This window comes from Treponema endosymbiont of Eucomonympha sp. (assembly GCF_001028545.1).
Window position 1 is genome coordinate 1 of the sequence record NZ_BBPW01000757.1, and the last position, 25,041, is coordinate 25,041.

Consider the following 25,041-nt stretch of genomic DNA (forward strand, 5'->3'; position numbering starts at 1 on the left):
GGTGGGCCCGGGGGTTCGCCGAGGCGGCGCCTGGGGCCCTTACCCGGCGCACGGCGGTCTACGCCGTGGCGACCTCCTGAGGTTCCTGCGCGCGGCGGACCGCCGCGACCTCGCTACCCGCGGGCATCCTGCCGGCCGCACCAACCCCGGGGGCGCTTCAATGGTTGCTTATCGTGCTCGCGGTCATCAGCTTTGGTCTTGTCGCAATCGTTCAGGCCATGTTCCCGCTCTGGGCCTATCACCCTGCGACCGCCGGCTTGCGCGCGAAGTAACCTAAGGAGGTCGCCACGGCGTAGACCGCCGTGCGCCGGGTAAGGGCCTCAGGCGCCGCGTCGGCAAACCCCTGTGCCAGCATGTAAGCGACGCCGAAAATCAGAATGGCGCCGAGCGCGATGGCCTGTGGTGACTTATGGGTCAGCCCGAAACCGAGCCCAACGAGGAGGTAGATGATGAGCGCAGCCATAAAGGCCCGACCAACCGCCCTAGCGCGGGGGATCGCGACAGGTCCTGGCCTTTGGATCGCGGCAACCCTTTCGACAGCACCGCCGGAGGAGAGGAAGGCGTGAGCTTTGTAGAGCGAGTGCGCCACGATGTGCAGCAACGCCAAGGGAAAGAGCGCCAGCCCGCACTGTAAAATCATGAAGCCCATCTGCGCGACAGTCGACCATGCGAGCGATGTCTTCACCGCCGGTTGTGTCAGCATGACCAAGCTGCCGAAAATCGCTGTGAAGCCGCCGATCATGACGAGGATGGCGAGAATGCTGGGCGCGAGTAGCATGACGTCAGCGAAGCGTATCAGCAGGAACCCGCCTGCATTGATCACGCCCGCATGAAGTAGCGCCGACACTGGCGTAGGCGTTTCCATAACCTCGGTCAGCCAGCCATGGGTTGGAAACTGGGCAGACTTGAGAATCGCCGTGAGAGCCAGCAGGCTTGCTGCCGCCCCCGCAAGCGTTCCACCTGCGCCCGCACGGGCGTTCTGGAGGATCGAGCCAATATCGGCCGTGCCATAAGCTGTTGCTAGCAGAGCAGCGGCGGCAATGAGCGCGATGTCTCCTATGCGCGCGGTGATAAACTTTTTGCGTGCCGCGCGCTGACCAGCCGCGCGATCAGGATAAAACAGCAGTAGTCGGTGCAGAAACATGCTGGTGGCAATCCAGGCCAGGGTCAGCTGGAAAAGATTGTTCGCGGTGACGAGAAGCATCACCGAGGCGAGCGTGAGGCAGAGCCAGCCGGTGAAAGAACCTTGTCGTTTCTCGCCGTCAAGATAGGTCCCTGCGTAGCGGATGACGATCCAGCCAATGAAGGTCACCAGAACGACCATCGCGGCGCTGACGGCGTCCAGCCGGACCGACAACCCGACACCGTAAATGCCAATCACGGAACTTACGCCAGGACCAAAAACGATCAGCCCGGCCGTTGAAATAATGCCCGCAACAAGCGCCAGGAGTGCGGCGGCTTCGGCCATTAGGGGTATGTGATTTGGCCTCAGGCCTGTCTTTGAGAAGCTAATCGCTGCGCTGACGAGCAGCGGAACTGCTGCCAGCAATGGCAAGAGATGTGTTTGCAAGATAGCCCCCTTCGACCGCACTTCGGTTCGGGGACTTGTCTATGGGAACGCCAAGTGCGAAGAAAATTCATTGTTGTGAATAGATCGTTCGTTTAAATAGAACGATATGAGAAGCCTTAATTTCAACCACCTTCACTATTTCTGGGCGGTCGCGCATGCGGGCAGTCTCACACGGGCCGCCGAGCATATGAACCTGTCACAGTCGGCGCTGTCGGTTCAGATTCAGAAACTGGAACATCAGATGGGCCATCCGCTCTTCGAGCGTGTGGGCAAGAAACTCATCCTGACCGAGGCCGGTCAGATCGCGCTCGACTATGCCGATACAGTATTTAAAGCGGGTGACGAACTGTTGAGCACTCTGCAAGGTCGCCCGTTGGCAAACCGTCAGGTCCTCAGCGTCGGGGCGCTCACGACGCTGTCGCGAAACTTCCAGCTCGAATTCCTTCGGCCGTTGGTCGGTCGTCCCGATGTGGAGTTGATCGTTCGGTCGGGCAACATCCGCGACCTTCTCGCTCAGTTGGAGTCTCACACCATCGACGTCGTTCTGGCGAACAGCGCGGCGCCGCAGGACGCACGCTCGTCACTCCGCAACCACCTGCTTAACGAACAGCCGGTTAGCTTAATCGGCCGCGCAAAAAAGGGAAAACGCAAGTTCCGTTTTCCGGAAGACCTTCGCACCGAGCCACTGCTGCTGCCTAGTCTCGATAGCGATATCCGCGTCGCGTTCGACCGGATTCTGGAAACGGCCGGGATCAGGCCGATTATCCTAGCCGAGGTCGATGACATGGCCATGCTGCGCCTGCTTGCGCGCGAGCGCGAGGGCGTCACGTTAGTGCCACCAATTGTCGTGCGTGACGAACTTGAAACCGGTATTCTTGTAGAGCGCTGCAGGATCCCAAAGCTCACTGAGCGCTTCTATGCGATTGTGAAGAAACGACGTTTTCCTAATCGGCTCTTGATCGATGTACTCGGTGTCGCCAAAGCAGCCATATCGAAAACTGCATAACCATGCCTCCCAACGGTGTACTGAATGACACCGTCGCGTTAATCGAAGCGGTTGAATGCGACGACTACACTGCTCTGTCTTCACCGGGGTAAATTCGCAGTCCGTTCGGTGATCACCCGGAACACCAGGTGGCGGTTAATGTGCCTGTCAGCCACCTTGAGGGCCGAGGCTTCAGCTCTGCTGGTCGGTCGCATCGTACAGCGATCGGATCTTTAACTCGTAAGTTTTACCAATTATGGATATGGCTAAGCAAAGGGTGCTCCCCGACTTTTATCCCATAAAGAAGCCCCGCCTGCAGCAGGGGATGCTATGCGAGCGAGCTGAGCGTACATCCATCAGGCTCGCCCCAGTAATGGATGCGACTTTGATTCTGCAGGGCCTCGAATATGCGACACCAGCGCGAAAGCTTTTGCCACTATTCCTCGTATGTCATCTTCTGTACGGCCGAGTGCCATCGCAATCAGTTCGATAGGGGACCCGTCAGCGACGAGATTCTTCAATTGCGCTAGATCTTCATCAGTCCAGGGTTTATCGCCAATTTGGTCCGTCATAAGCTCGCGTCCTTTGCGCGATTGAGCGCGAGGTCTAATCCCTCTGATCAGCTTACTACGTTGGGGTCTGACCGGTGTTTATCAACTGCGAAACAGCTGTGATGAGCTGCGCTGGGGCGAAGGGCTTCGTGAGCACGATACTATTTGGCACGCCCCTCGAAGCCCAATCGGCGGCGCCGTGTCCGGTTATGTAGACTATTCCAGTATCTGCGTTGATCTCGCGAGCACGACGCGCGACATCCCAACCATCGACCTTTCGGCCAAGATTTACGTCAGTGACCAGAGCCCGATATTTCGGCTCATCCGCGTCCAACAGTTTAATCGCTTCTTCGCCGGTCGAAACAACTGTTACATCGTATCCGCCGTCTTTCAGGGTTTCTTCCAACAACGCCTGAAGTAGCATTTCGTCCTCGACGACAAGGATGAGTATTTCATCGTTCACGGTGCACCCTTCTGGCTGGCCTGGGTCGCTAGAATCCTGCGCAGCCCAATGGGAAATGTCACAGCGGAAATCGCGGGGAGCCGGCGGTTGAAGAACGCGTGGTTCATGCTTTCATACCCCCAATGCTCAGAAGGTCTTTATCGCCGCGGCCGCACAAATTGACGACCATCAAATGCTCTTTTTGTTTTCGCGGAGCGAGGGTCGTGACCCTTGCCAAGGCATGTGCCGGTTCGAGAGCTGGAATAATACCTTCTAGCTCTGCGCAAAGATAAAGCGCGGACACAGCTTCGTCGTCCGTTGCAGAGATGTACTTTACGCGGCCGATGGCATCGAGCCATGCATGTTCGGGTCCTACTCCCGGATAATCAAGACCGGCCGAGATTGAGTGCACATTCTCGATCTGGCCCTCGTCATCCATCAGCAGATGGGTCCGATTTCCATGAAGAACGCCGGGCCGTCCCCTGGCGATGGACGCTGCATTCATTCCACTTTTGAGCCCACGACCCGCAGCCTCTACGCCATACATTTCAACCGTGGGCTCATCGAGAAATGGATGAAATAAGCCGATCGCATTAGAACCGCCCCCAATGCATGCTACCAATGAATCGGGAAGGCGGCCTTCAGCCTCGATCATTTGCAATCGCGTCTCTTTTCCGATGACGCATTGGAAATCTCGCACCATCGCAGGATATGGATGAGGCCCTGCCACGGTGCCGATGCAGTAGAAGGTATCGTCCACATTAGTGACCCAATCACGCAATGCTTCATTCATCGCGTCTTTCTCGAGCCCGTCTCAACTGGTCTGACGTCTGCGCCGAGAATTTTCATTCGTAGGACGTTGGTCTGCTGTCTCTCAACGTCCAGAGATCCCATGTAGATGACGCATTGGAGCCCGAAACGAGCGCATAACGTGGCAGTTGCCACGCCATGCATACCAGCACCGGTTTCAGCAATAATTCGCTTTTTCCCCATGCGCCGTGCGATCAGGATCTGACCGAGCACGTTGTTGACCTTGTGGGCACCAGTGTGATTCAGCTCGTCACGTTTAAAGTAGATTTTTGCACCCTTGCAGTGCTGCGTCAGCCGTTCAGCAAAGTATAATGGGCTGGGTCTACCGACATAGTTTTTGAGATAGAGAGCCATTTCGGTCTGAAACTGATCGCACTGGCGCGCCTCGCGGTACACACTCTCCAGTTGGAGGACGAGCGGCATCAATGTTTCAGGCACGAAGCGTCCACCAAACGAGCCAAAGTGTCCCCGGTCATCGGGCCCTGAACGCAAGGATTCCACGTGTTCAATCACCATTAACTCAACTCAAAAGAGGTGTGCGTATCGCAGGAAGTTCTCAGAACAGTCAGATTCCGCTGGACGCTTCGGTTACTGAGCCTGCGGCTATCTCGTCAGCTGCAAAAGGATGCTGTAAGCGCCTTTGTGGTCGATGACCGTTGACAGACATCTGCACCTGCAAAAGCGCATGGTGAAGCCATATCTTTATTGTGCCGACGGGTGCTCCGTATCGTGTGGCCAGCTGCTCTCTGCTTTCGCCGTGGATGTACGCAGCAACGATTAAACTGCGCTGGTGAGGGGTAAGAGAACGGAGCGCGGCCAATGCGTGTCCACGGTTATCTGCGGCCTCAAGAGCGTCGAGGGCAGTTTCTCGATGATCCGATAGGCGGAGGATCGTCTGGTCGCTTGGCTCGAAGATAACATCTTTTCGTCTTAGGATATCAATCGCGTGGTTACGGACGATCTTAACAGTCCAGGTAATTGGCGAGCTCTTGGCAGGGTCGTACTTGCTAGCATGACGCCAAATTTTGACATACGCTTCCTGAATAACTTCTTCAGCCAAGTCCGGGCGCTTCATAATGGAGATCGCGATCCCAAAAAGCTTGCGCTTCGTGAGGTCGTAAAACTGGGAGAAAGCAATCTGATCGCCAGCAGCGCTCGCTTTTAACAGGCCCTGAAGCCGTGCAGTCTCCACCTCGGCGGTTGTCAATTGGATCATTGCTCTGCACCTTCTGATGGAAATCAATTGCTCTTGGAGACAAGCGCTATGGTCGCATAGCCTGCCAAAGACGAAGCGGCGGTCAGGAGCGTTCCCCAAACAAGGTCAACCAAAGCAACCTTCAGAGACCAGCCGTTTAAAGTAGCGAGATTGGTTAAGTCGTACGTACCGTAGGCGACGAGTCCTAGAACGCCTCCCAACAGTAAGGCGGTAATCCAAGATCCGTCTCTCTCCGCTGGCAACACCGCGAGCACTAGAATGCCTGCGACATACAGCGCGTAAAAGAAGCCCGCGATGATCAAGTTTGGCTTCTCGGCGAGCAAATCTCCCAGTTCAAGTCTGTAGAAGCTCGTCGCGCGGCTAAGCCAGACGAAATCAATTCCCAAGAAAACCGTTGCGGTGGCGAAGTAAGCGGCCGCGTACCGAAGCATAAGATGCTCCTATATTCCGAAAAGGGGCTGCAACAACCGCGCCAGCACACTCTTGAAGCGTAGCGGAGCGTCAGTCACTGCGAGGCAAACGCAGTTCTCACCGGGGCCTGCATAGGGTTGATGCTCCGTGTGCTCGTCCGACTCTGAAATATCGCCGCGGCACAACATTCTTTCGCGATCGCAAAGACTCCCAGTCAAGACCATTGTCAGTTCGCGGCCGCGGTGCCCGTGCTCAGGCACGCTTGTACCGCTTTGAAAACGCAAAAGGCGTGCCCGCGACGCGCACCCGGGAGTTTTGATCATGATTTGCTGGACGCGGGGGGCCACGCGTACCCACTTCAAATCGCATAAATCTCCACCAACGTAGCTGCGGAGCGGTTCTGGAATTACAAAGTCTGCTCCCAATGTAGGACGGGCTAGAGCCGTCGCGTTGTTGTTTTCATCACGCACTCTTGCAATCACGGAGTCCATCAAGGATGGAGAAACCTCCGTTTCCGAAATGGTATCCAACATATATCCGCCAAGAGAATCCGCAGAGCTGTTGCGCGTACGACAGTAAGGGCAGAGTGCCAGATGGGTGGCGACCAGCAGGCTAGATGCTTCATCCAGAGTTCCCGACGAATAGCTCAATAGAAGATCGTCGCTAAGGTGGAATCTGATCGTCATCTGACGTCTCCCTTATCAGCGTCGAGGGCAGCGCGAATTTTCGCAAATGCAAGCCGAATCCGGGACTTTACAGTGCCTATAGGAAGGTTAAGTTGTTTGGCAATTTCACCGTGCGAATGATTTTCGTAGAATGAAAGCATCAGAACGTTCTTCTCGTTCGCAGATAGCGCGCTCATGACTTCACGAACCCGTTGATCTGTTTCCGCTCTTTCCAGCTGCTGATCTGGACCTGCTTCGACGTCAGAGACAAAGGCCGGATCGGTTGGGTCGAAAGCCGGCCTGCGGGTTCGGCGAAACCGATCAACACTCTGATTTCGAGCGATCGTGAACACCCAGGTAGATGCGGACGCCTTTGATGGGTCGAATTGAGCGGCATTACGCCATACAAGAACCAATGCTTCCTGAGTGATTTCTTCCGCCAGTGAGGAGTCTGCACCAAGTCGTAAAAAGTACGATTTAAGCCTCGGTGCAAAGTGTCGAAACACAATCTCGAATGATGCTTCGTCTCTCGTCTCGGCTATGCGAACAATGGATTTGGAAAGCGCCATCGCAACGGCTTTTGGGTCGCTTTGCAATCGACGAATTGCGACCATTTTATTCTCGATATCTCTTCGAACCATACCGGCCAGGGCTACCTGCAGGCTTTGCGATAGTTGGTTCCCTAGCCAGGATCGCCCCGATAGGGTAGCATAGGATTGTTTCGCACACCCCCGGCGGAAACGCAAAACGTCGGATGGCGCAAGATCGACGCTAGTGTGGTACGCGATCATTTGTTTGCCATAGCCAAGAATTCTTGCCGAGTGATCGCGTTGTCGCGGAAGCAGCCGAGCATACAGCTCGTGATCATTTCCGAACCAACCTTGTGAATTCCGCGGCTCGACATGCAATGATGCGTAGCCTTGATCACGACTCCCACACCTTGTGGTCTCAAGACTTCCTGGACGGCTGATGCAATTTGAGACGTCAGGCGTTCCTGTATTTGGAGCCGTTTGGCATATGCCTCTACAACGCGAGCAAGTTTCGACAGGCCGACAACGCGGCCCTTCGGTACATACGCGACCCAGGCTTGACCGACGATCGGCGCAAGATGGTGCTCACAGTGACTTTCGAATGAAATGCCCCGAAGAATGACCATCTCCTCGTAGCCGCCTGTCTCATCGAACGTCTTGTTCAAAATTTGAATAGGGTCTTGGTCATACCCCACAAAGTATTCACGAAACGCCCGCGCCGCTCTTGACGGCGTTTCGACTAATCCGGGTCGACATGGATCATCGCCTGCCCAACGGATTATCGTACGGAACGCGGCCTCGACTTCTTCCTGAGATAGCGCGGCGGTTTCGTTGGCCGGGGGCTTGGAGTGAATAGTCAAGGTCGTCTCCCTTTGCCCGAGCAATATATGGCTGCGGAGTTGCTGCCCGAAAGGCAGGAAAATGAATCCCCCGGTCGTGAGGGGCTCGACGACCGGGGAAAGTACTTGCGTGAACTGGCAGCGGGGCGGCTGCGTGATCCACGCAGAACTTTTTACGATGGCGCAAGGGAATCAGATCACTGCTGGCGACAAAAAGTTTAGGTTTGTATGGCGATAGACCACATGGCTGCTTAAGTGCTGGATTGGTGACAAGAATTGACGCTTTGGGAGCGGTGAGGAACCGCCTGCATCGCCCGAAGGATTTCTGCGTCAGGCTTCGCTTTCCAACACTAGCTTGCTGCGATAAAAGCCGCAGGGCTTGTATTATACGTTATCGAGGGCTGGTCCGTTCACGGTTCTCTCGCCTCCGCATCCCGGTACGGCGCGCGGAGGCGACGGTCCAATCCTGCATTAGCAAAGCTTCCGAAGGGAACTGCTGCAACGCTGGTCCCTGCGAACAAGTCAACGTTGACGAAGATTCTTACCTATTACGTCGTTCCTTGAAAGTTGGCGGAGGCTGGCCTTATCCAGGGCAAGCAGCTCTCTAGTGTGGAAGGCGAGTTATTGACCGTAAAGAACGTGAGTGGACGCATTACGATTTTTGACACCAAAGGCGGACCTATCAAAAATCGCCATTCCCAAAGTGAAACAATCGAATGGTATCATCCACGTCCTAACCGCCCTCTAGATGCAAAGACAATTGGGCTAAATAGGCTCGAAATGCTTCGCAATCGAGCGTCCAGTTTTTGCTGACGCCATTAATGGTAGCGCGCCGCTAGTTGATGATATTATTGATGCCGTCTTCGTACCTAACGACTCGCGCTATTAAAATGGCGAAGTACATTAACGCTCGATCAACAGATCCAATTTAATCTGCTGATTTAATGCGCGGATAAAGGGGAAAGAAAATGGGTTCCGCATGCAGCAAATGTCGCGAAGATACGGCGCTCCCTTTTGAGTTCAAGATGGCTTTCCAACCCATTGTCGATCTTTCTGCGCAACGTGTCTGGGGGTATGAAGCGCTCGTGCGAGGCGTAAATGGAGAGTCCGCATTATCGGTCCTAAACCAAGTGAATGAGCATATCCGGTACCAGTTTGATCAGGCCTCCCGGGTCATGGCGATCGAGACGGCAGGTGCATTGTTCGCGGGAAGAGATTTGCGACTATCGATCAATTTTATGCCGAATGCGGTCTATGAGCCAAGTGCGTGCATCCAGAAGTCTCTCGCCGCAGCTAAGCGAGCTCATTTCCCGCATAAAAACTTGATGTTCGAATTCACGGAAAACGAAAGGATGACAGATCCTGCGCACGTGCAACGGATCATAGATGCTTATCGCAAATTTGGCTTTTGGACGGCGCTGGACGATTTTGGCGCGGGATATTCCGGACTTGGCCTTTTGGCACGATGGCAGCCGGACCTAATAAAGATTGATATGGAATTGCTGCGAGACATCCATCTTAGCCGCGCCAAGCAAGCAATCGTCGCGGCTATAGTTGGTATTGCCCGTACGCTCGATATTCAGGTGCTCGCCGAGGGCGTGGAGAACGAACAAGAGCTAGTGGTCTTAAGAGCTGCAGGCATCTCATTGTTTCAGGGATATCACTTTGCCAAGCCAGCTCTGATGGCGCTGCCGGATGTTCACGTGCTTGGCGAGCCGATCCACATAAGCGATGCAATTTGATCGTTTTTGTCTGTAAGCTATCTGTAAGATTAGAAAGAACATGCAGACCATGCTGTTTCGTCTATCATACTACAGTACAAACTTGATCAGAAGATCAGCTAGCCCTGATAAAAGCGAACTTCGCAGTATTGTGCGGACCGCGGGAGCCAATAATCAAGACCGCGGAATAACGGGCGGTCTTATGTTTAATCGCGATTACTTTGGCCAGGTTCTTGAAGGAGATCGATCTGCAGTATCAGAGTTGTTCTGTAGGATAGCGAGAGATCCGCGCCATCGTAACATCGTGATCGTAGAAGCATCGGCCGTGGATAGGCGATTATTCCAACGATGGTCCATGGGGCTCGCGGAAAAGACGGAGACCGCAGAGAAAGTGAACTCTAATTTCGGGCTTGATCGCGGATTTGATCCATCCAGAATGGATGCTTGTAACTTCTCAAGTTACATTCTTGAAATGGTTACTCTGGAAGAGCAGTTGGTTTCAGTCTTGATCCCCACATGAGAGGCGTGTAGGCGGCGTTTTAGGGGTATGGATTGTATCTATGTATCATAAGATACGACGGCCAAATCCGAATGTGCCTTGACGATGACGTCGGAAGTTTCCGTGGCTATGTCAGAATATCGGCCCGGTTTCACGACATGATCAAGGGTCCGACGCTCGTCGATCTTGTGCGCCTGGCAACTCGTTCTCGCTTGGCACACGCACCTTGGGCTTTTCCTTGATGACTCGTTGCTGGTGGCCTGGCAGGGTTTTGTTGTCAGCCTGCGCCCGTTTGTTGTCGGCTGGCTGTTCTCCGCCTCTGTCTGTCCGAACAATACCTTTGCCCTTGTTATCTGGCATTGCTGACTTCCTTGGGAGGGGTGATACGCGGCACCCCGGGATCGATCGCGAGCACCCGGCGCTAGGGGCGACGATAAGCCCCGAGGGCGCGTGGACCGCCGCCGCAGGATGACGTAGGAGCGACGGGGGCCTTTCCGGAGGGGTACATCCGCTTCCATTCGAACGTCGCTCGTCCACTCCAGTTCCGAAACGAAAGCAGAAATCAGCCCGACATGCGCGGGGCATTTCCGGTTACGTCTACTCCGGCCGGGCGTAGCCAGCCGGTAGTCGGGCACGGTCACGCTTCCGATTTGTTGCAGCCAGCGCTGGGGAACCTTCCCGCGCCTCGTTCGTTCGCCCAAGAAATCCATGCAACGGAGGAAATAGAAATGTCGAATAAGAACGGTTCTCATAGCGAGCCGTAAGTTTTGGACCAGAAGAACGATCCGTCCCCAACAAAAGGCACCGACAAGCCGTGGGAGCGTCCGGGACAGAAATCACAAAACCCTGGCGAGCCAGACGCGCCTAAGCCGGACCTAGACCGGTGGAATAAGAGTATCCAAGGCAAATACAGAAGGGGCTCGTCGCAAGGAAGCGTTGAGCCACGGCTACCCGCATAGTGCAGCCTGCCATGCCATCACAGTCTTCCCCGATCAACGGATATGGCGAACACACGTTCGATACCGAGAAGTCATCCAATCCCAGATTTAAGCGAGGTGCCTTAGAGGCAAGGTCAGGCGTCCGCGGCGTGCCAATAACGGAAACGCCCGCTTAGGAGGTTTCCCGGCTTCTTACGAGGATTTCGACGATCCGATCCAAGCATTCGACCACAAGTCAAACGTCAACCAAAATTGTAACTGAGTGGATGGGAGATATTTTTGAGCATCTTCATTTTCATGCTGACTCCGGAAACAGCAACTGAGATCGGCGAGCGCATGCTAACGGAACTGTCTAGCAGGTTTCCGGAGCACGAGTTCGAATTTGCCGAGTCCGAAATGGATGATTTGGAAAACGCGATCTTGCCGATCCTAGACGATGAAGAGCGTCCCGGTCGCTACACATGCCCGGAAGATTCCGAAGTTGAACGCGTTCAGGAAGCGTTTGGCCGCTTACTAGCGGACTCGACCGAGTGGAAAGCGTCGTAAAACGGGTGTCGCAAAGGCTTAAGATCTCGGCGTGACTCTCGCAGGACCTGCCCCGGGTAAGGCGGGTAACCGCATTGAACTGAAGCGCTCGCCCTGGCCAAACGCGAAAACGCGAAACTCATCATCGCTCGGCTCGACCGTTTCTCGCGTCGCGTTAGCTTCATCGCCCAGATCATGGAGCAAGAGACGAGGGCATAAGATGCCACAATGATCCTTAGTCGTCCCACTTCACGTCAAACGAACTGGTCGTTACTCCGAAACCTGTCTATCGGCTTGTCAGTTTCGTCCCGCCGTTATGACAGGGGGACTTCAATTTCAAACGCGCGGCGCTTCGGTAATCAGCATCGAAAAAATCCGTCGGTCATTGCCGGCTAAAAGACGGCGGCTTAGCTGAACATCTTGATCGCGACCACGACGATAATGGTTGCCGCGGCCATGTACCCATAAACGACGAGTCTGCGATTGATCTGCATGGTTCAGCGCAGCATAAACAGAAGCAGGCTTGCCCCGAGAAGCGCAACTCCGGAATAGCAGGCACAGAGAAAGCCGTTACAGACGCGCTTAAGCTGGATCGACGACATCGCGCACTCGTGAATATACTGAGGCTATGATGCCCCTGGACTAATTAAAAATTTCCGAATCTTGCGAGTTCCATTGCCGGGCTCCGCCCGGCGTTTTCCCGAACAGCTCACACCTTGCAGCGAATGAAATTGGTGGGTCCGGATAACGACTTCCAACTAGTTGGCGTGCAATGAATGCGTTCAGTGGTTACGCAAGTACGCGACGTTAGTCATCGCTTGGAGATGCGATCCTGATCCAAACTGAAGTGGAAAGCAGTCTTCTTGCTCGCTGAAGAGTGGACGCTCGGAAGCTAGGATCAGTCGGGACGGTTACGTCGCCTCAAGAACATTTTTCGCTGGACAACTAAGTCGCCAGATCAGCCCTGTTGATGCATAGCTAAGCTCAACTTTTCCGCCCAGACTCATCTCAGTCATTTTCGTGATAACAGTTGTGCCAAAGCCACGATTGGCTGGGCGCGCAACAGGTGGACCGCCTTTCTCAACCCAGCTCATTGTGAAATTCTCGCTGCCGGCGTCTCCGTCAAGGCGCCATGAGATTTCAACGCGACCATTCTCAACTGACAAAGCACCGTGCTTGACCGCGTTTGTCGAGAGCTCGTGGACCACCATACCAACAGACTGAGCAGCTGAAGGCGCCAGGCGAAGCCTGGGGCCTTCAACCGTGATCCTTTGCCCGATCAGCTCGGCAAAATGCGCGAGTTGTCCGCGAACGAGATCCGACGCATCGACGCATTTCCACTGACCGACCACCAGCAAGTCGTGGTTCACCGCCAGAGCCTGAATCCGGCTGGAGAAGCGAAGAAGAAAATCACTAGAGTTTGAGGCGACCGTCTGCTGGGCGACGGCCATCACGACGCTGAGGATGTTCTTTGAACGATGATTAACTTCATTCATCAGTAGGCGAACTTGTTCCTCGGAACGCTTGTGAGCCTCGGTGCGCTCCAGCACCCTTTGCTCAAGGGTATTGTTAAGTTCGTAAAGTTGCTGCTGGGCGAGACGCCGCTCGGCGACCTCAGCCATGAGCGCGCGGTTCGCGTTTTCGAGCTCACGCTGTTTCAGATAAAGCTCGACCAGCACCGCAACTTTTGACCGAAGGATAGCCGGGTTGATTGGCTTGTGCAGATAGTCGACGGCTCCGCTATCGTAGCCTTCGATCACATGCTGGTCTTCATTATAATAGGCCGTGAGAAATATGATGGGTATCTCTGCGTTTTTCTTGCGCTCCCTGATCATCTGGGCCAGTTCGAAGCCGGTCAGGCCGGGCAGGCGGACATCGAGGATCAGGACCGCAAATTCGTCGGCCAGCAGCGACAGAAGAGCCTGCTCGGCGGACTCCGCTCGAACCAGCCGATAACGCGGCGCGTCCAATACGCTTTCCAGGACCGTGAGATTTCTCGGTTCGTCGTCGACGATCAATATATTGATGAGGTCGCTGGTCTCCGGGCTCGTCGAAGCTGGACGGGCCGTCGTATCGCTGTCAGTCAGCGTTGCTTCTTCCACGTAACCGCTGGTAGCCGATGGCAGGTTCATCTGCGTTTGCTCATGCTTCAACGGTGCAGCCATATACGCATCAACGAAAGAAGCTGATCTGTATTTACTGGTTTTGAAATGTAGTCGCTGGCGCCGGCTTCAAGACACTTCTCGCGATCGCCTTTCATCGCCTTCGCTGTGAGCGCGAGTATCGGAAGCGTATGAAAGTCAGGAATTTTGCGAATCTCGCGAATCGTCTCGTAGCCGTCCATTTCCGGCATCATGATATCCATCAGGACGAGACTGATGTCGGGAGTCTTCTGTACGATCTCAATGGCGGTTTTACCGTTGGTTGTACTCACGACATCCACGTCGTGATTTTCGAGCAGGGATGTGAGTGCGAAGATGTTTCGGGCATCGTCGTCGACAATGAGCACTTTGCGTTTCTGCAGAATTTCGTTCGACCCGTGAAGCCGGCTGAGCATCGCCTGTTTCTCTGGCGGCAGGTCGGTTATCACCCGATGAAGAAACAACGCGGTTTCATCCAGCAGGCGCTCCGGTGACTCCACATCTTTCAGAACGACGCTCTTTGCCATCGTCTTGAGTTCAAGCTGCTCGTCAATCGTCAAGTTCTTGCCGGTAAAAACGACGATCGGCACGGTTGCCAACGCTGGATCGGCATGCAGCTTCTTTAGCAGCTCAAAGCCGGTCATGTCGGGTAGTCGCAGATCGAGCACGACGCAATCGAAGTGCTGCTCCCGCATGGCTTGTAGCGCCGTTTCTCCACTCGGCGCGGTTACAAGCTCGATGTCGTTATAACCCAGCAGTTCTACAATGGACTGCCGTTCGATATCGTTGTCTTCAATCACCAGAAGGCGCTTTGTGCGCGTGAGCGTGAAGTTCTTGAGGCGGTCGAGCGCCGTCTCCAGTGAGGACGTGGTAGGCTCCTTGATGAGATAGGAAAATGCGCCATGGGAAAGACCATGCTGGCGCTCCTCGTCCAGTGTAACGATCTGCACCGGTATGTGCCGCGTCGTCGGGTCGAGCTTGAGTTGATTGAGCAGCGTCCAGCCCAGCATGTCTGGCAGAAATATATCGAGAGAAATGGCTGCCGGGCGGAATTGCCGGGCCAGGGAAAGCCCGGTCGCGCCTCTGGTCGCAACGATGCCTTTAAAGCCTTTGTCGTGAGCCAGTCCAAGGAGAATGCGAGCGTAGTGGGGGTCGTCCTCGATGATGAGCAGTACGGTATCATTTCTTTCGATGATGTCGCGATCATCGTCGATATGCTCTTCCCGCCCGACCGGCATGACGATGAGTTCGCGGGAAACCGGCGCGCGGACCGCGGATCCGTCAGCAACCACATTTTGGGAGCTGTCGCGGCCGGGGAACTGGACGGGCAGGAACAGCGTAAAGGTGCTTCCCTGGCCGTAGATGCTGGTGAGCTTAATTTCTCCCCCCAGCAGGGTCGCTAGCTCGCGGCTGATCGCGAGGCCAAGTCCGGTGCCACCGTATCTGCGCGAGGTGCCAGCGTCTGCCTGCTGGAAAGCTTCAAAGATGAGTCGCTGCTTGTCGGGCGCAATACCGATACCGGTGTCTTCCACGGAAAAGGAGACAACTTTCTCGGCCTTGCTCAGGACGGGATGGTCTGTACTCCAGCCCTGGGTCACGAGTTCAGCACGGACATGGACATGCCCGCGTGCGGTAAATTTCACGGCGTTGGAGAGTAGGTTCTTGAGAATTTGCTGGAGGCGCTTGTCGTCGCTTTCTATCAAACGGGGAAGATCGGCTGCGAAATCAATTTTAAAGGGCAGGCTCTTCGCTTCTGCGACATGACGGAAGTTGCGTTCGATATTGTCGCGCAGGCGATCAAACGGAATTTCCTCAACTTCGACGGTAACCGTACCCGATTCGATTTTCGACAGATCGAGAATGTCGTTGATCAGGTTCAGAAGGTCGGAGCCTGACGAATTAATGTTGCGGGAGAACTCGATCTGCTTGTCCGATAGGTTGCCCGGCACGTTCTCAGCAAGCTGTTGACTGAGTATCAGGATCGAATTGAGCGGTGTCCGCAGTTCGTGAGACATATTGGCCAGGAATTCGGACTTGTACTTCGAGGTAAGCGCAAGTTCGATGGCTTTTTCTTCCAGTGCAAAGCGCGCCTGCTCGACCTCCGCGTTCTTTCGCTCGACCTCCGCATTTTGATCTGCGAGCAGCTTTGCCTTCGTCCCCAGTTCCTCGTTGGTCTGCTGCAGCTCGATCTGGCGCGACTGCAGTTCGGCGGTCAGTTGTTGCGATTGGGTCAGTAGCCTTTCGGTGCGCATGGTCGCTTCGATAGTGTTGAAGACTGCGCCAAGGCTTAGGGTCAGTTGTTCCAGGAATGCGAGGTCGACTTCGGTGAACGGCTGCAGCGTTGCCAGTTCGATCACAGCCTTGGTCTGTCCCTCGAACAGAACCGGCAGCACCACCACGCTCACGCGTGTAGCCTTGCCAAGGCTGGACGAGATCGTGAGATAATCCGGTGACACGTCTCCCAGCAGGATCGTCTTCTTTTCGATAGCGGATTGGCCCACCAGGCCCTCGCCGAGGTCGATGGTTTCGCGTGGCCGGACGCCGCCGCGCGCATAACTCGAAAGCAGCTTGAGCTTGGTGTTTTCTTCATCGCTGTCGAGGTGATAGATCGTGCCCTGATAGGCTTTGACCAGCGGACCCAGCTCGCTCAAAAGGATATCTCCCACCGTGCTGAGTTGTCGCTGGCCCTGAAGCATATTGGTAAATTTGGCAAGGTTGGTCTTCAGCCAGTCTTGTTGCCGATTACTTTCGGTCGTATCGCGCAGGTTGGCGATCATCGTGTTGAGGTTGTCTTTCAGCTCGGCGACTTCGCCGCGAGCCTCGACCTGAATCGTGCGCGTGAGATCGCCCTTGGTGACAGCGGTGGCGACCTCGGCAATTGCGCGAACCTGAGTAGTCAGATTTGCCGCGAGCAAGTTGACGTTGCTGGTGAGATCCTTCCATGTGCCTGCGGCGCCAGGGACGTTAGCCTGGCCGCCTAATCTTCCTTCTACGCCGACCTCCCGCGCCACGTTCGTCACCTGGTCTGCAAACGTCGCGAGTGTGTCGGTCATATTGTTGATGGTTTCGCCGAGGGCCGCGACCTCGCCCTTCGCCTGCACGGTGAGCCGCTGGCTCAGGTTGCCGTTGGCGACAGCGGTCACCACCTTCACGATGCCGCGAACCTGGTCCGTCAGGTTGGAGGCCATGAAGTTGACACTGTCGGTCAGATCCTTCCAGGTACCGGCCACGCCGCGGACCTGGGCCTGACCTCCGAGCTTGCCTTCGGTGCCGACCTCACGCGCCACGCGTGTGACCTCGCCGGCGAACAGGTTGAGCTGATCGACCATCGTGTTGATGGTGTTCTTCAGTTCCAGAACCTCGCCCTTCACATCTACCGTGATCTTGCGGTTGAGATCGCCGCGCGCCACTGCCGTAGTGACTTCCGCGATATTGCGCACCTGTGTTGTCAGATTGTTGGCGAGACCGTTGACCGTGTCGGTCAGGTCCTTCCAGGTGCCGGCTACTCCCGGAACGGCGGCCTGACCTCCGAGCCGGCCTTCGGTGCCGACCTCACGGGCGACGCGTGTCACTTCCGATGCGAAAGAACGAAGCTGCTCAACCATCGTGTTGATGGTTTCCTTGAGCTGGAGAATTTCACCGCGCACGTCGACCGTAATTTTCTTCGACAGGTCGCCGCTGGCGACCGCAATGGTGACCTCGGCGATGTTACGGACCTGACCGGTGAGGTTTGAGGCCATGTAGTTGACGTTATCGGTGAGGTCCTTCCAAGTGCCCGCGACGCCGGGCACCGCAGCTTGGCCGCCAAGTTTGCCTTCGGTGCCCACTTCGCGTGCGACGCGGGTAACTTCGGACGCGAAGGCTGAGAGCTGATCAACCATCGTGTTCATGGTTTCCTTCAGCTGCAGAATCTCGCCTTTCACGTCCACCGTGATCTTGCGGCTCAGATCGCCGCGCGCGATGGCGGTGGCGACGTCCGCGATGTTGCGAACTTGACCTGTCAGGTTGTTGGCCATCGAGTTGACGTTGTCGGTGAGATCCTTCCAGGTGCCGGCCACGCCGGGTACCTGCGCCTGACCGCCGAGCTTGCCTTCAGTGCCGACTTCGCGTGCGACGCGGCTCACCTCAGCGGCGAACGAGCGAAGTTGATCGACCATCGTGTTGATCGTTTCCTTCACTTCCAGGATCTCGCCGCGGACGTCGGCGGTGATCTTTTTTGAAAGGTCGCCGTTCGCAACAGCAATGGTGACCTCGGCGATGTTGCGGACCTGACCTGTCAGGTTATTTGCCATCGAGTTGACGTTGTCGGTGAGATCCTTCCAGGTGCCGGCAACGCCAGGCACCACAGCCTGACCGCCGAGTTTGCCTTCGGTACCAACTTCGCGCGCCACACGGGTGACTTCGGACGCAAAGCCATTGAGCTGATCCACCATCGTGTTGATGGTATTCTTCACTTCCAGAATTTCGCCCCGCACGTCGGCGGTGATCTTTTTGGACAGATCGCCGCGCGCCACGGCGGTGGTGACTTCGGCGATGTTGCGGACTTGACCGGTGAGATTCGACGCCATGAAGTTGACGCTGTCGGTGAGGTCCTTCCAGGTTCCGGCGACGCCTGGCACCACAGCCTGACCGCCGAGTTTGCCTTCGGTGCCGACTTCACGCGCCACGCGCGTGACTTCCGCCGCGAAGCTATTGAGCTGATCCACCATCGTGTTCATGGTGTTCTTGAGTGCGAGAATTTCGCCCTTCACTTCGACGGTAATCTTCGAGGAAAGGTCACCTTCGGCGATAGCTGTCGCCACTTCGGCGATGTTGCGAACCTGACCGGTCAGGTTGTTGGCCATCGAGTTGACGTTGTCGGTGAGGTCCTTCCAGGTGCCGGCCACGCCTTCGACCGCCGCTTGTCCGCCAAGCTTGCCTTCGGTGCCGACCTCGCGCGCTACGCGGCTGACTTCGCCCGCGAAAGCGTTAAGCTGATCGACCATCGTATTGAGAGTAATTTTCAGCTCAAGAATCTCGCCCTTCACATCGACGGTGATCTTGCGCGACAGATCGCCGTTGGCCACGGCGGTTGCCACATCCGCGATATTGCGGACCTGGCCGGTCAGGTTCGACGCCATCGAGTTGACGTTGTCGGTGAGATCCTTCCAGGTGCCGGCGACGCCAGGCACCACAGCCTGACCGCCGAGTTTGCCTTCGGTGCCAACTTCGCGCGCCACACGGGTGACTTCGGACGCAAAGCCATTGAGCTGATCCACCATCGTGTTGATGGTATTCTTCACTTCCAGAATTTCGCCCCGCACGTCGGCGGTGATCTTTTTGGACAGATCGCCGCGCGCCACGGCGGTGGTGACTTCGGCGATGTTGCGGACTTGACCGGTGAGATTCGACGCCATGAAGTTGACATTGTCGGTGAGGTCCTTCCAGGTACCTGCAACGCCGGGCACGGCAGCCTGGCCGCCGAGTTTGCCCTCGGTGCCGACTTCGCGCGCCACGCGCGTGACTTCCGCCGCGAAACCATTGAGCTGATCCACCATCGTGTTGATGGTGTTCTTAAGCGCGAGGATTTCGCCTTTTACATCGACCGTGATTTTACGCGACAGATCGCCTCGCGCGACGGCGGTTGTCACATCGGCAATATTGCGGACCTGTGCGGTTAGGTTTCCGGCCATGTGGTTGACCGACTCGGTGAGTTCCTTCCAAACACCGGACACACCCTTGACCTGGGCTTGGCCTCCAAGCTTGCCCTCGGTACCCACTTCGCGCGCCACCCGTGTCACCTCGGAGGTGAACACAGAAAGCTGCTCGATCATGGTGTTGACGAGATTAGCCGACCGCAAGAATTCGCCTTTAAGCGGCCGCCCGTCTACCTCCAGTTCCATGGACTGCCCAAGGTCACCCTTTGCCACGGCCCCAATGGTGCGCGCCACCTCGGTGGTAGGCCGCACCAGATCGTCCAGGAGGGTGTTGATAGAGTCGGCCTGCTCAGCCCATCCGCCGATCGCACCGGGCAGGGTCATGCGCTGCCTGAGGCGCCCCTCTTTGCCGACCGTCCCGCTTAGCCGCGCCACCTCTCCAGTGATCCGGCCCTGGTGTGCGAGGGTTTGGTTGAAAGCCTCGGCTATTCGTCCATCCGTGCCGGGCCAATCTCTCGGTAAGCGCACCGAGAAGTCGCCATCCCGAAATGCCACCATCGCCGCGAGAAGCTGCCGCGAACGCATTGCCGCGGCATCGTCAATTAGGTCTCTGGCCTCCCCGTTCCCTCTTGCGATGGCCAAGGGTTTCTTGCGATTTCTCGGGATCGTCGTTTCGCTCATGGGTCACCGGTAAATGCGATCGCGACATAACATGCAGCGATCCGTGGCTGACGGCAATCGTCCTTCATTCCGGCACTTCCCATTCATTGCGAGAGACACCGATCAACGTGGAGCATTACAATTCTGTAGGAATAAATGCTGCAGACGAGGTGGGCAACATCACCGCGGCCCGACTCACAATCTGAACGATTCCGGAAACTTTCGTTCCAGGATATGGTTCCATGGCCGGAACAAGAAGCGCGCTTAAATTTTGTTCGCGCAAAATATGAGAATTGTCCGACGGCACCCGGGCCAAAAGTACTTTCCCGCACGCTTGCTCGGCGCCCTTCGCCATCTTTGCCGGGTGGTATAAGCCAACCCTCTCTGGAGGGGCCGTGCAGCCGTCGTGCGTTTGGATCTCTCAAAGAGAAATGGCCTTGCCCGATCACCGGTAAGGCCATTCAAGCGTTAGCGAAGCAGGATGATCAGCAAAATCAGCAACGATGGAATTACAAGTAGGTGCGCCTTTCAGGCTTTTGCGCACCACGTCCATCAATAGATCACATTGCCGCTGGTACGTGAACCAGCCGATGCATTGATTGTCTCGCTATTGCGCTTGCGTTGGTCAATTTGTTTGGGGAGCTTCAGGACACCGGGCGCTATTACACCACGGCAAATCTGCTGAGATGGCAAGGGGACCCTACTGCTGATTATTTTGGTTGTTGAGGACGAAGCGCGCAGCGGCTGATTGCCAAACATTGAAACCCATCATTCCCGAAAGGTAGAGCCGCTCCGAGGCGTTCGCTTTATCGTTCAGAATCGCGGCGGCGGAGCTGAACTTTCTTACCACAGTCGATTTGTCTCCTTTAGGAAGGAGACGGAGCAGTGCCTCGTTATCATTTTAACATATTCCACGATCGTGTTTATTGGGACGACGTGGGGGAGGAATTGCCGGACCAGGATGCGGCTTGGGTCGAGGCGACCCGTACCGCCGGCGAGATGATCAAAAACCTCGATGGCAAGCTGAAACCGGGCCGGGACTGGCGCATGGAAGTAACCGATGAGTTTCAAAACCCTCTTTGGGAGATTCGCGTCAACGCCGAAAAAAGGTAGATGTGAGGGGCAGGTAAAGGGATTAATAACGCCACAGCTGCCGGTGATTAAGGGATTCGCGTTCTCTCCGGCAAGGCGCAAATTGGAACATTACCGCTCGCCCTGGTAGGTGTCGGTGACTGAGAGCATTGAGCTCTTTATTGCGGTGAGGCCGCATGCTAACCGACGACCGGGCGTATGGCGCGCCTGTTACTTGTCCCAAGTAAAAGCCTCCGCGCGCAATGGTCATAAAGACCATTCATCTAGGTTTTTTACCGGATCGATTATCAGTGCCCGAAGTGCGGCGCTGAAAAAAACCGAAATCGCAAAATAAGGCAGCGTCAAGCCGATGCTTGCTCACGATCATTAGCTCGTCACTGGTAGGATCAGTTCAGGCCCCTTATTCCTGACATTTCCCACCTTCTTATCGACCGGGAATATCTCGAGCCATTCGTCGGGGCAGGGCGCCAGCAGCGCCAGCAGTTCGTCGTTGCTCGCGGACTCTTCGCCCAGCCACTTTGCCCAGTCGCTTTCGCCCAGGATGCAGGGCATGCGATTGTGGATCTCGGCCATGGCGTTATTCGGCCCGCAGGTGAGGATCGTGCAACTCAGCACCTCTTCACCGTTCAGCGGATCGCGCCAGGTTGACCAGAGGCCGGCCATGACCATCGGCTTTCGGCCGGCCATGAAGATGGCGTAGGGCTGTTTCTCCTTGCCCTTCCCGTCGAGTTTCTTCCATTCGTAGAAATTGGTCATCACGCACAGGCAGCGCTGCCCGCGCTTCCATGCGTCCTTAAACGCTGGTTTCGTCGTGAACTCTTCCGAGCGGGCATTGATCGTCGAGTACTGAAGCTTCGTATCCTTCGCCCACGAGGGGATAAGTCCCCACTTCATCATCCGCGGCGTCCGCTTCCCGTCTTCCGATCGGATCGCGGTCATCATGCGCTCCGTCGGCGCGAGATTATGGTTGTACTCGTAGTTCGGCGCCGGGGCGTCTGAATCGAACTTCAGCCGGATTTTGATTTCCGACCAGTCGTCAGCGAGGCGAGCGCGGCCGCACATCAGCGTTCTCCGGGATAGCCATGTGACGGCGGGTCATTGGCTGAAATCTTGGTGGGACGGAGTGCCACAAGATGGCTTCGCTTATATGGGTAACCTCGAACCTTCGAGCAATCCTGGCAGCGCATCCACCGCTCAAGCTCGTGGATCGGAGTTTCCTTCGGCTGCCGGACGATTGTCAGGTCCACCGTGCTGTGCATCTCGCAGCCCAGGCACTTCACTTCAAGATACCGAAAGCCCGCGTTCAGGGCGTCACCGAGCGTCGGGGAGGGTTGGGCCGGGCCGTGATAGCCCAGCATCCGAAGTGTCCAGGCCTCACAGGCGAGCCGATCAGCCTTCAGGCGCGCTTCTGCTGCGCGCTCCGCGGCCGCGCGTATGGAACTGCCGAATAGATATTCCCGCGACTTCGATCCCATTACGGACCACCAAGCAGTTTGCCAAGGCGATCGACGTCTTCGGACGTCGGCGCGCTGTCCTTACCGATGATCGCCGCTGCCTCGTCGATGCGCTGCTGAGCCCTCAGAATGCCTGTCTCGTCGACTACGCGGGCGAAGTCGTCCACAGCCTTGTCGTGGGGGCAGCGGGACTTGGTGCGTCGGAAGAACGAGATTTTCATGAAGGACATTCAAGCGCACGCGAGGGCGCAGGTAAATAGTCCTAGATGTGGTTGTGGAAGCGTGAGGTCGTACAGCTGGTCGGGGGATGGAACGAGATCGATCTGCTTGAGCTTGTCCTACTGGCATCCTTCGGCGCCGCGCCGCCAGGGGCGAGGGCCGCAGGATGAATCCCAAATGTGGAACGCGGGGGCGACTAAACTCGTTGCCGTGCATTATCTAGGAGATTCGCATGGCGCTGCGTGCTTATTGGAAGGGCTCTCTGAAGCTCTCGCTCGTAACTTGTCCAATCGCTCTATATCCTGCTTCAACGCAATCCGAAAAAACCCACTTTCACCAAATCAACACCAAGACCGGCCATCGGCTTAGACAGCAGATGGTCGATGAGCGCACGGGGCGGGTGGTTGATAAGGAACACAAGGGAAAGGGGTACGAGCTTTCAAAGGGCCGCTACGTCGAGATAGACGATGATGAGCTCGACGCGATCAAGCTTGAGAGCACTCACACCATAGAGATTGACGACTTTGTGCCTGCCGAAGATATCGATGAGCGGTATCTGGACAAACCGTATTACATCGTCCCGAGCGGAAAAGAAGGCGCGGATGCGTTTGTTGTGATCCGTGATGCCATGAAGCAGAAAGAAAGAGTTGCGCTGGCGCGGGTCGTCCTTTCCAATCGAGAGCACATCATTGCGCTAAAGCCATTGGGAAAAGGTCTATTAGGCACAACACTACGCTATCCGTATGAACTGCGAGATGAGGAAGATTATTTCGACGACATTCCCAGTCCGCGGGTATCTAAAGATATGGTCAAACTGGCTTCTCACATCCTCGATACCAAAGCCTCTAAATTTAACCCGGGCAAGTTCAAGGACAAGTACGAGGCGGCGTTAAAGGCCCTGGTAAAGCGGAAGGCGGCGGGGAAGACAATAGAGGTGCCTGAAGAGAAGGAAGATCGTGGCAACGTGATCGACTTAATGGAGGCCCTTAAACAGAGTTTGAAGGGCAGGAAGAGTGCCGCACCGCGCGCAAAACGGAGGCGTTCCGGCGGACGGAAACGAAAGGCGGCTTAGCAAGCTTGGCGTTCACTTCCGCGCGTGTTTCAATTCGTTCTGAAACTTCTCCATCTGCCTTTTCCAGCGAAGCTCCTCAGCCTCGAAACGTCGATCAAGCGCCGCGCGCTCGGTTTCCATCTCGCGAAGCCGGTTCTCATGATCTCGCTTTGCTTTTTCTCTTTGGGCCTCGACTTTGGAGATGGCTCGCTCGCGACGCGCACGTTCAGCTTCAAGTTTGGCCCGTTCCCGATCTCGCTTCCGTTCTTCCCGTTCGTATTCCTTTGCGGCCTCTCGGGCTGCCTTGTCATCCAGAGCGCGCCCGCGCTTAATTGGCGTCGAAGGGGGCTTTCGCGAGCCCCGCTTGTGGGCTGGAAGCGATGCCGGGAGGTCCGCCTGCTCTAAGAAGGGCCCATCAGATCCAACAGGGCGCTTCAGCACTACGCCGGGCCTTTTCATTGTTGCGGCGACGACGTCGATATCATCCACCTCTTGCGCAAAACCCTGGTGGAATAAGTTGTTCTTGGATCCCCAGGCCTCCAATGCTGCTTTCATCGAGGGGGCGGCTACGGCCAGATCGAAAAAGCCCATCGATGTCTGGTAAGTTTTGAGCTTTCTAGGCATGCCAACGCTCCCGGCTCGGACTCCAAATCCACCAACAGATGATTACCTAAGAACTATCGCATGTGGAGTATCGTGATGCCCGGTCCAAGAACGCCGCGGGAATTGTCGAACCGGATGGCCGAGCAAAGGGCAGGCCGGAAGCTCGCCGGCCGGGACGACGGCTACGTCCGGGAGACGTTCACCCAGCCTCGAGAAAAAGCCCGCCAGACGGCAAGGGCATTCCTCGATGAATACCCCAAACAGGCATACATGTCGGAGGTTGAAACCTGGCGTGAGCTCCCCGGCGACGAGATCGAATTTACGATGCGAAGGTTGAAATCTGCGGATTAGGGAACGCAACGTCCGCGGTGGAATTAGCAGTCATGAGCAGAGCCTTTGTAAAAGAGTCCGACGCCGTTGATGAACTGCCCGACCGTATCGTGTCGGAGTATCCCAATTACGTTACAGCGGAAGGCCTCAGCT

26 protein-coding genes are annotated in these 25,041 nt (G+C 56.0%); 8 read left to right on the plus strand and 18 right to left on the minus strand.

Going from position 1 to position 25,041, the window contains the following annotated elements; genetic code table 11:
- Positions 1-238: 238 nt before the first annotated feature.
- Positions 239-1,468: a proton-conducting transporter transmembrane domain-containing protein gene (locus AWU74_RS14515; protein ID WP_202966462.1), complete on the minus strand. Its 1,230-nt coding sequence runs from the start codon at positions 1,466-1,468 to the stop codon at positions 239-241.
- Positions 1,469-1,676: 208 nt separating this feature from the next.
- On the opposite strand from AWU74_RS14515, the gene AWU74_RS14520 reads away from it, so the two are divergent.
- Complete coding sequence (locus AWU74_RS14520; protein WP_062329190.1) at positions 1,677-2,576, plus strand: LysR family transcriptional regulator; 900 nt, start codon at positions 1,677-1,679, stop codon at positions 2,574-2,576.
- Positions 2,577-2,911: 335 nt separating this feature from the next.
- Here AWU74_RS14520 and AWU74_RS14525 read toward each other — a convergent pair whose 3' ends face one another.
- The 9 genes from AWU74_RS14525 to folE all read right to left on the minus strand — a co-directional run bounded on the left by AWU74_RS14525 (position 2,912) and on the right by folE (position 8,040).
- Positions 2,912-3,127: a hypothetical protein gene (locus tag AWU74_RS14525; RefSeq protein ID WP_062329192.1), complete on the minus strand. Its 216-nt coding sequence runs from the start codon at positions 3,125-3,127 to the stop codon at positions 2,912-2,914.
- Between the two features lie 55 nt (positions 3,128-3,182).
- Entirely contained in the window at positions 3,183-3,569 is a 387-nt protein-coding gene (locus AWU74_RS14530; RefSeq protein WP_111835187.1) for a response regulator, read from the minus strand.
- 103 nt (positions 3,570-3,672) lie between these two features.
- Positions 3,673-4,341 carry a pyridoxal-phosphate dependent enzyme gene (locus AWU74_RS14535; RefSeq protein ID WP_498067506.1) on the minus strand — a complete coding sequence of 223 codons (669 nt, stop codon included), beginning with the start codon at positions 4,339-4,341 and terminating at the stop codon, positions 3,673-3,675.
- Positions 4,338-4,874: a pyridoxal-phosphate dependent enzyme gene (locus AWU74_RS14540; protein WP_498067507.1), complete on the minus strand. Its 537-nt coding sequence runs from the start codon at positions 4,872-4,874 to the stop codon at positions 4,338-4,340. Before AWU74_RS14540 ends, AWU74_RS14535 begins: the two co-directional genes overlap by 4 nt.
- Positions 4,875-4,923: 49 nt before the next feature.
- Positions 4,924-5,574, minus strand: coding sequence for an RNA polymerase sigma factor (locus AWU74_RS14545; RefSeq protein WP_062329195.1), 651 nt, complete (start codon positions 5,572-5,574; stop codon positions 4,924-4,926).
- A gap of 23 nt (positions 5,575-5,597) precedes the next feature.
- Positions 5,598-6,005, minus strand: coding sequence for a DUF2177 family protein (locus AWU74_RS14550; protein WP_062329198.1), 408 nt, complete (start codon positions 6,003-6,005; stop codon positions 5,598-5,600).
- A 9-nt stretch (positions 6,006-6,014) separates the two neighbouring features.
- Positions 6,015-6,671, minus strand: a complete 657-nt coding sequence (locus AWU74_RS14555) for a ChrR family anti-sigma-E factor (protein ID WP_062329200.1) — start codon at positions 6,669-6,671, stop codon at positions 6,015-6,017.
- Complete coding sequence (locus AWU74_RS14560; protein WP_062329219.1) at positions 6,668-7,264, minus strand: sigma-70 family RNA polymerase sigma factor; 597 nt, start codon at positions 7,262-7,264, stop codon at positions 6,668-6,670. Before AWU74_RS14560 ends, AWU74_RS14555 begins: the two co-directional genes overlap by 4 nt.
- A gap of 173 nt (positions 7,265-7,437) precedes the next feature.
- Complete coding sequence (folE, locus tag AWU74_RS14565) at positions 7,438-8,040, minus strand: GTP cyclohydrolase I FolE (RefSeq protein WP_062329222.1); 603 nt, start codon at positions 8,038-8,040, stop codon at positions 7,438-7,440.
- A 1,004-nt stretch (positions 8,041-9,044) separates the two neighbouring features.
- Between folE and AWU74_RS14570 the strand changes: the two genes are divergently transcribed.
- The 4 genes from AWU74_RS14570 (at position 9,045) to AWU74_RS14585 (ending at position 11,723) form a co-directional block, all read left to right on the plus strand.
- A complete protein-coding gene (locus tag AWU74_RS14570) occupies positions 9,045-9,761 on the plus strand; it encodes an EAL domain-containing protein (protein WP_238580313.1) in 717 nt (238 codons plus the stop codon).
- A 49-nt stretch (positions 9,762-9,810) separates the two neighbouring features.
- Entirely contained in the window at positions 9,811-10,260 is a 450-nt protein-coding gene (locus tag AWU74_RS14575) for a BLUF domain-containing protein (RefSeq protein WP_498067508.1), read from the plus strand.
- Positions 10,261-10,811: 551 nt separating this feature from the next.
- Positions 10,812-11,003 carry a hypothetical protein gene (locus AWU74_RS14580; protein WP_162505185.1) on the plus strand — a complete coding sequence of 64 codons (192 nt, stop codon included), beginning with the start codon at positions 10,812-10,814 and terminating at the stop codon, positions 11,001-11,003.
- 453 nt (positions 11,004-11,456) lie between these two features.
- Positions 11,457-11,723 (plus strand): hypothetical protein, encoded by a 267-nt coding sequence (locus AWU74_RS14585; protein WP_059369827.1) that lies wholly within the window; start codon positions 11,457-11,459, stop codon positions 11,721-11,723.
- Between the two features lie 890 nt (positions 11,724-12,613).
- On the opposite strand, the gene AWU74_RS14590 is transcribed toward AWU74_RS14585, so the two are convergent.
- From AWU74_RS14590 to AWU74_RS14605, 4 genes are all read right to left on the minus strand, one after another.
- A complete protein-coding gene (locus AWU74_RS14590; RefSeq protein WP_202966463.1) occupies positions 12,614-13,867 on the minus strand; it encodes a response regulator in 1,254 nt (417 codons plus the stop codon).
- Positions 13,852-20,160, minus strand: coding sequence for a HAMP domain-containing protein (locus AWU74_RS14595; RefSeq protein ID WP_162505186.1), 6,309 nt, complete (start codon positions 20,158-20,160; stop codon positions 13,852-13,854). The genes AWU74_RS14590 and AWU74_RS14595 overlap by 16 nt, the downstream gene beginning before the upstream one ends.
- A gap of 115 nt (positions 20,161-20,275) precedes the next feature.
- Positions 20,276-20,494, minus strand: a complete 219-nt coding sequence (locus tag AWU74_RS14600; protein WP_059369396.1) for a hypothetical protein — start codon at positions 20,492-20,494, stop codon at positions 20,276-20,278.
- 345 nt (positions 20,495-20,839) lie between these two features.
- Complete coding sequence (locus AWU74_RS14605) at positions 20,840-20,989, minus strand: hypothetical protein (RefSeq protein ID WP_162481874.1); 150 nt, start codon at positions 20,987-20,989, stop codon at positions 20,840-20,842.
- A gap of 35 nt (positions 20,990-21,024) precedes the next feature.
- On the opposite strand from AWU74_RS14605, the gene AWU74_RS14610 reads away from it, so the two are divergent.
- Entirely contained in the window at positions 21,025-21,252 is a 228-nt protein-coding gene (locus AWU74_RS14610; protein WP_006019296.1) for a DUF6894 family protein, read from the plus strand.
- Positions 21,253-21,597: 345 nt separating this feature from the next.
- Here the strand turns inward: AWU74_RS14610 and AWU74_RS14615 are convergent, their stop codons facing one another.
- The 3 genes from AWU74_RS14615 to AWU74_RS14625 are packed head-to-tail and all read right to left on the minus strand — an operon-like array spanning position 21,598 to position 22,906.
- A complete protein-coding gene (locus AWU74_RS14615) occupies positions 21,598-22,293 on the minus strand; it encodes an SOS response-associated peptidase (protein ID WP_062329212.1) in 696 nt (231 codons plus the stop codon).
- On the minus strand, positions 22,293-22,706 hold the full coding sequence (locus AWU74_RS14620) for a hypothetical protein (protein WP_059369398.1): 414 nt from the start codon (positions 22,704-22,706) through the stop codon (positions 22,293-22,295). The genes AWU74_RS14615 and AWU74_RS14620 overlap by 1 nt, the downstream gene beginning before the upstream one ends.
- A complete protein-coding gene (locus AWU74_RS14625; protein ID WP_202966309.1) occupies positions 22,706-22,906 on the minus strand; it encodes a hypothetical protein in 201 nt (66 codons plus the stop codon). The genes AWU74_RS14620 and AWU74_RS14625 overlap by 1 nt, the downstream gene beginning before the upstream one ends.
- Before the next feature lie 230 nt (positions 22,907-23,136).
- On the opposite strand from AWU74_RS14625, the gene ku reads away from it, so the two are divergent.
- On the plus strand, positions 23,137-23,976 hold the full coding sequence (gene ku / locus AWU74_RS14630) for a non-homologous end joining protein Ku (RefSeq protein ID WP_006019301.1): 840 nt from the start codon (positions 23,137-23,139) through the stop codon (positions 23,974-23,976).
- Positions 23,977-23,988: 12 nt separating this feature from the next.
- Here ku and AWU74_RS14635 read toward each other — a convergent pair whose 3' ends face one another.
- On the minus strand, positions 23,989-24,579 hold the full coding sequence (locus AWU74_RS14635; protein ID WP_006019302.1) for a hypothetical protein: 591 nt from the start codon (positions 24,577-24,579) through the stop codon (positions 23,989-23,991).
- Positions 24,580-24,681: 102 nt separating this feature from the next.
- Between AWU74_RS14635 and AWU74_RS14640 the strand changes: the two genes are divergently transcribed.
- The gene (locus AWU74_RS14640; protein WP_238580312.1) at positions 24,682-24,909 is read left to right on the plus strand and encodes a hypothetical protein; all 228 of its coding nucleotides are present in this window, start codon (positions 24,682-24,684) and stop codon (positions 24,907-24,909) included.
- Positions 24,910-25,041: the final 132 nt, after the last annotated feature.

Coding starts and splice junctions, on each gene's coding strand:
- AWU74_RS14515 (WP_202966462.1), bottom strand. CDS start 1,468: ATGGCCGAAGCCGCCGCACTCCTGGCGCTTGTTGCGGGCATTATTTCA.
- AWU74_RS14520 (WP_062329190.1), top strand. CDS start 1,677: ATGAGAAGCCTTAATTTCAACCACCTTCACTATTTCTGGGCGGTCGCG.
- AWU74_RS14525 (WP_062329192.1), bottom strand. CDS start 3,127: ATGACGGACCAAATTGGCGATAAACCCTGGACTGATGAAGATCTAGCG.
- AWU74_RS14535 (WP_498067506.1), bottom strand. CDS start 4,341: ATGAATGAAGCATTGCGTGATTGGGTCACTAATGTGGACGATACCTTC.
- AWU74_RS14540 (WP_498067507.1), bottom strand. CDS start 4,874: ATGGTGATTGAACACGTGGAATCCTTGCGTTCAGGGCCCGATGACCGG.
- AWU74_RS14545 (WP_062329195.1), bottom strand. CDS start 5,574: ATGATCCAATTGACAACCGCCGAGGTGGAGACTGCACGGCTTCAGGGC.
- AWU74_RS14550 (WP_062329198.1), bottom strand. CDS start 6,005: ATGCTTCGGTACGCGGCCGCTTACTTCGCCACCGCAACGGTTTTCTTG.
- AWU74_RS14555 (WP_062329200.1), bottom strand. CDS start 6,671: ATGACGATCAGATTCCACCTTAGCGACGATCTTCTATTGAGCTATTCG.
- AWU74_RS14560 (WP_062329219.1), bottom strand. CDS start 7,264: ATGGTCGCAATTCGTCGATTGCAAAGCGACCCAAAAGCCGTTGCGATG.
- AWU74_RS14570 (WP_238580313.1), top strand. CDS start 9,045: ATGGCTTTCCAACCCATTGTCGATCTTTCTGCGCAACGTGTCTGGGGG.
- AWU74_RS14575 (WP_498067508.1), top strand. CDS start 9,811: ATGCTGTTTCGTCTATCATACTACAGTACAAACTTGATCAGAAGATCA.
- AWU74_RS14580 (WP_162505185.1), top strand. CDS start 10,812: ATGCGCGGGGCATTTCCGGTTACGTCTACTCCGGCCGGGCGTAGCCAG.
- AWU74_RS14590 (WP_202966463.1), bottom strand. CDS start 13,867: ATGGCTGCACCGTTGAAGCATGAGCAAACGCAGATGAACCTGCCATCG.
- AWU74_RS14595 (WP_162505186.1), bottom strand. CDS start 20,160: ATGAGCGAAACGACGATCCCGAGAAATCGCAAGAAACCCTTGGCCATC.
- AWU74_RS14600 (WP_059369396.1), bottom strand. CDS start 20,494: ATGGCGAAGGGCGCCGAGCAAGCGTGCGGGAAAGTACTTTTGGCCCGG.
- AWU74_RS14615 (WP_062329212.1), bottom strand. CDS start 22,293: ATGTGCGGCCGCGCTCGCCTCGCTGACGACTGGTCGGAAATCAAAATC.
- AWU74_RS14620 (WP_059369398.1), bottom strand. CDS start 22,706: ATGGGATCGAAGTCGCGGGAATATCTATTCGGCAGTTCCATACGCGCG.
- AWU74_RS14625 (WP_202966309.1), bottom strand. CDS start 22,906: ATGAAAATCTCGTTCTTCCGACGCACCAAGTCCCGCTGCCCCCACGAC.
- ku (WP_006019301.1), top strand. CDS start 23,137: ATGGCGCTGCGTGCTTATTGGAAGGGCTCTCTGAAGCTCTCGCTCGTA.
- AWU74_RS14635 (WP_006019302.1), bottom strand. CDS start 24,579: ATGCCTAGAAAGCTCAAAACTTACCAGACATCGATGGGCTTTTTCGAT.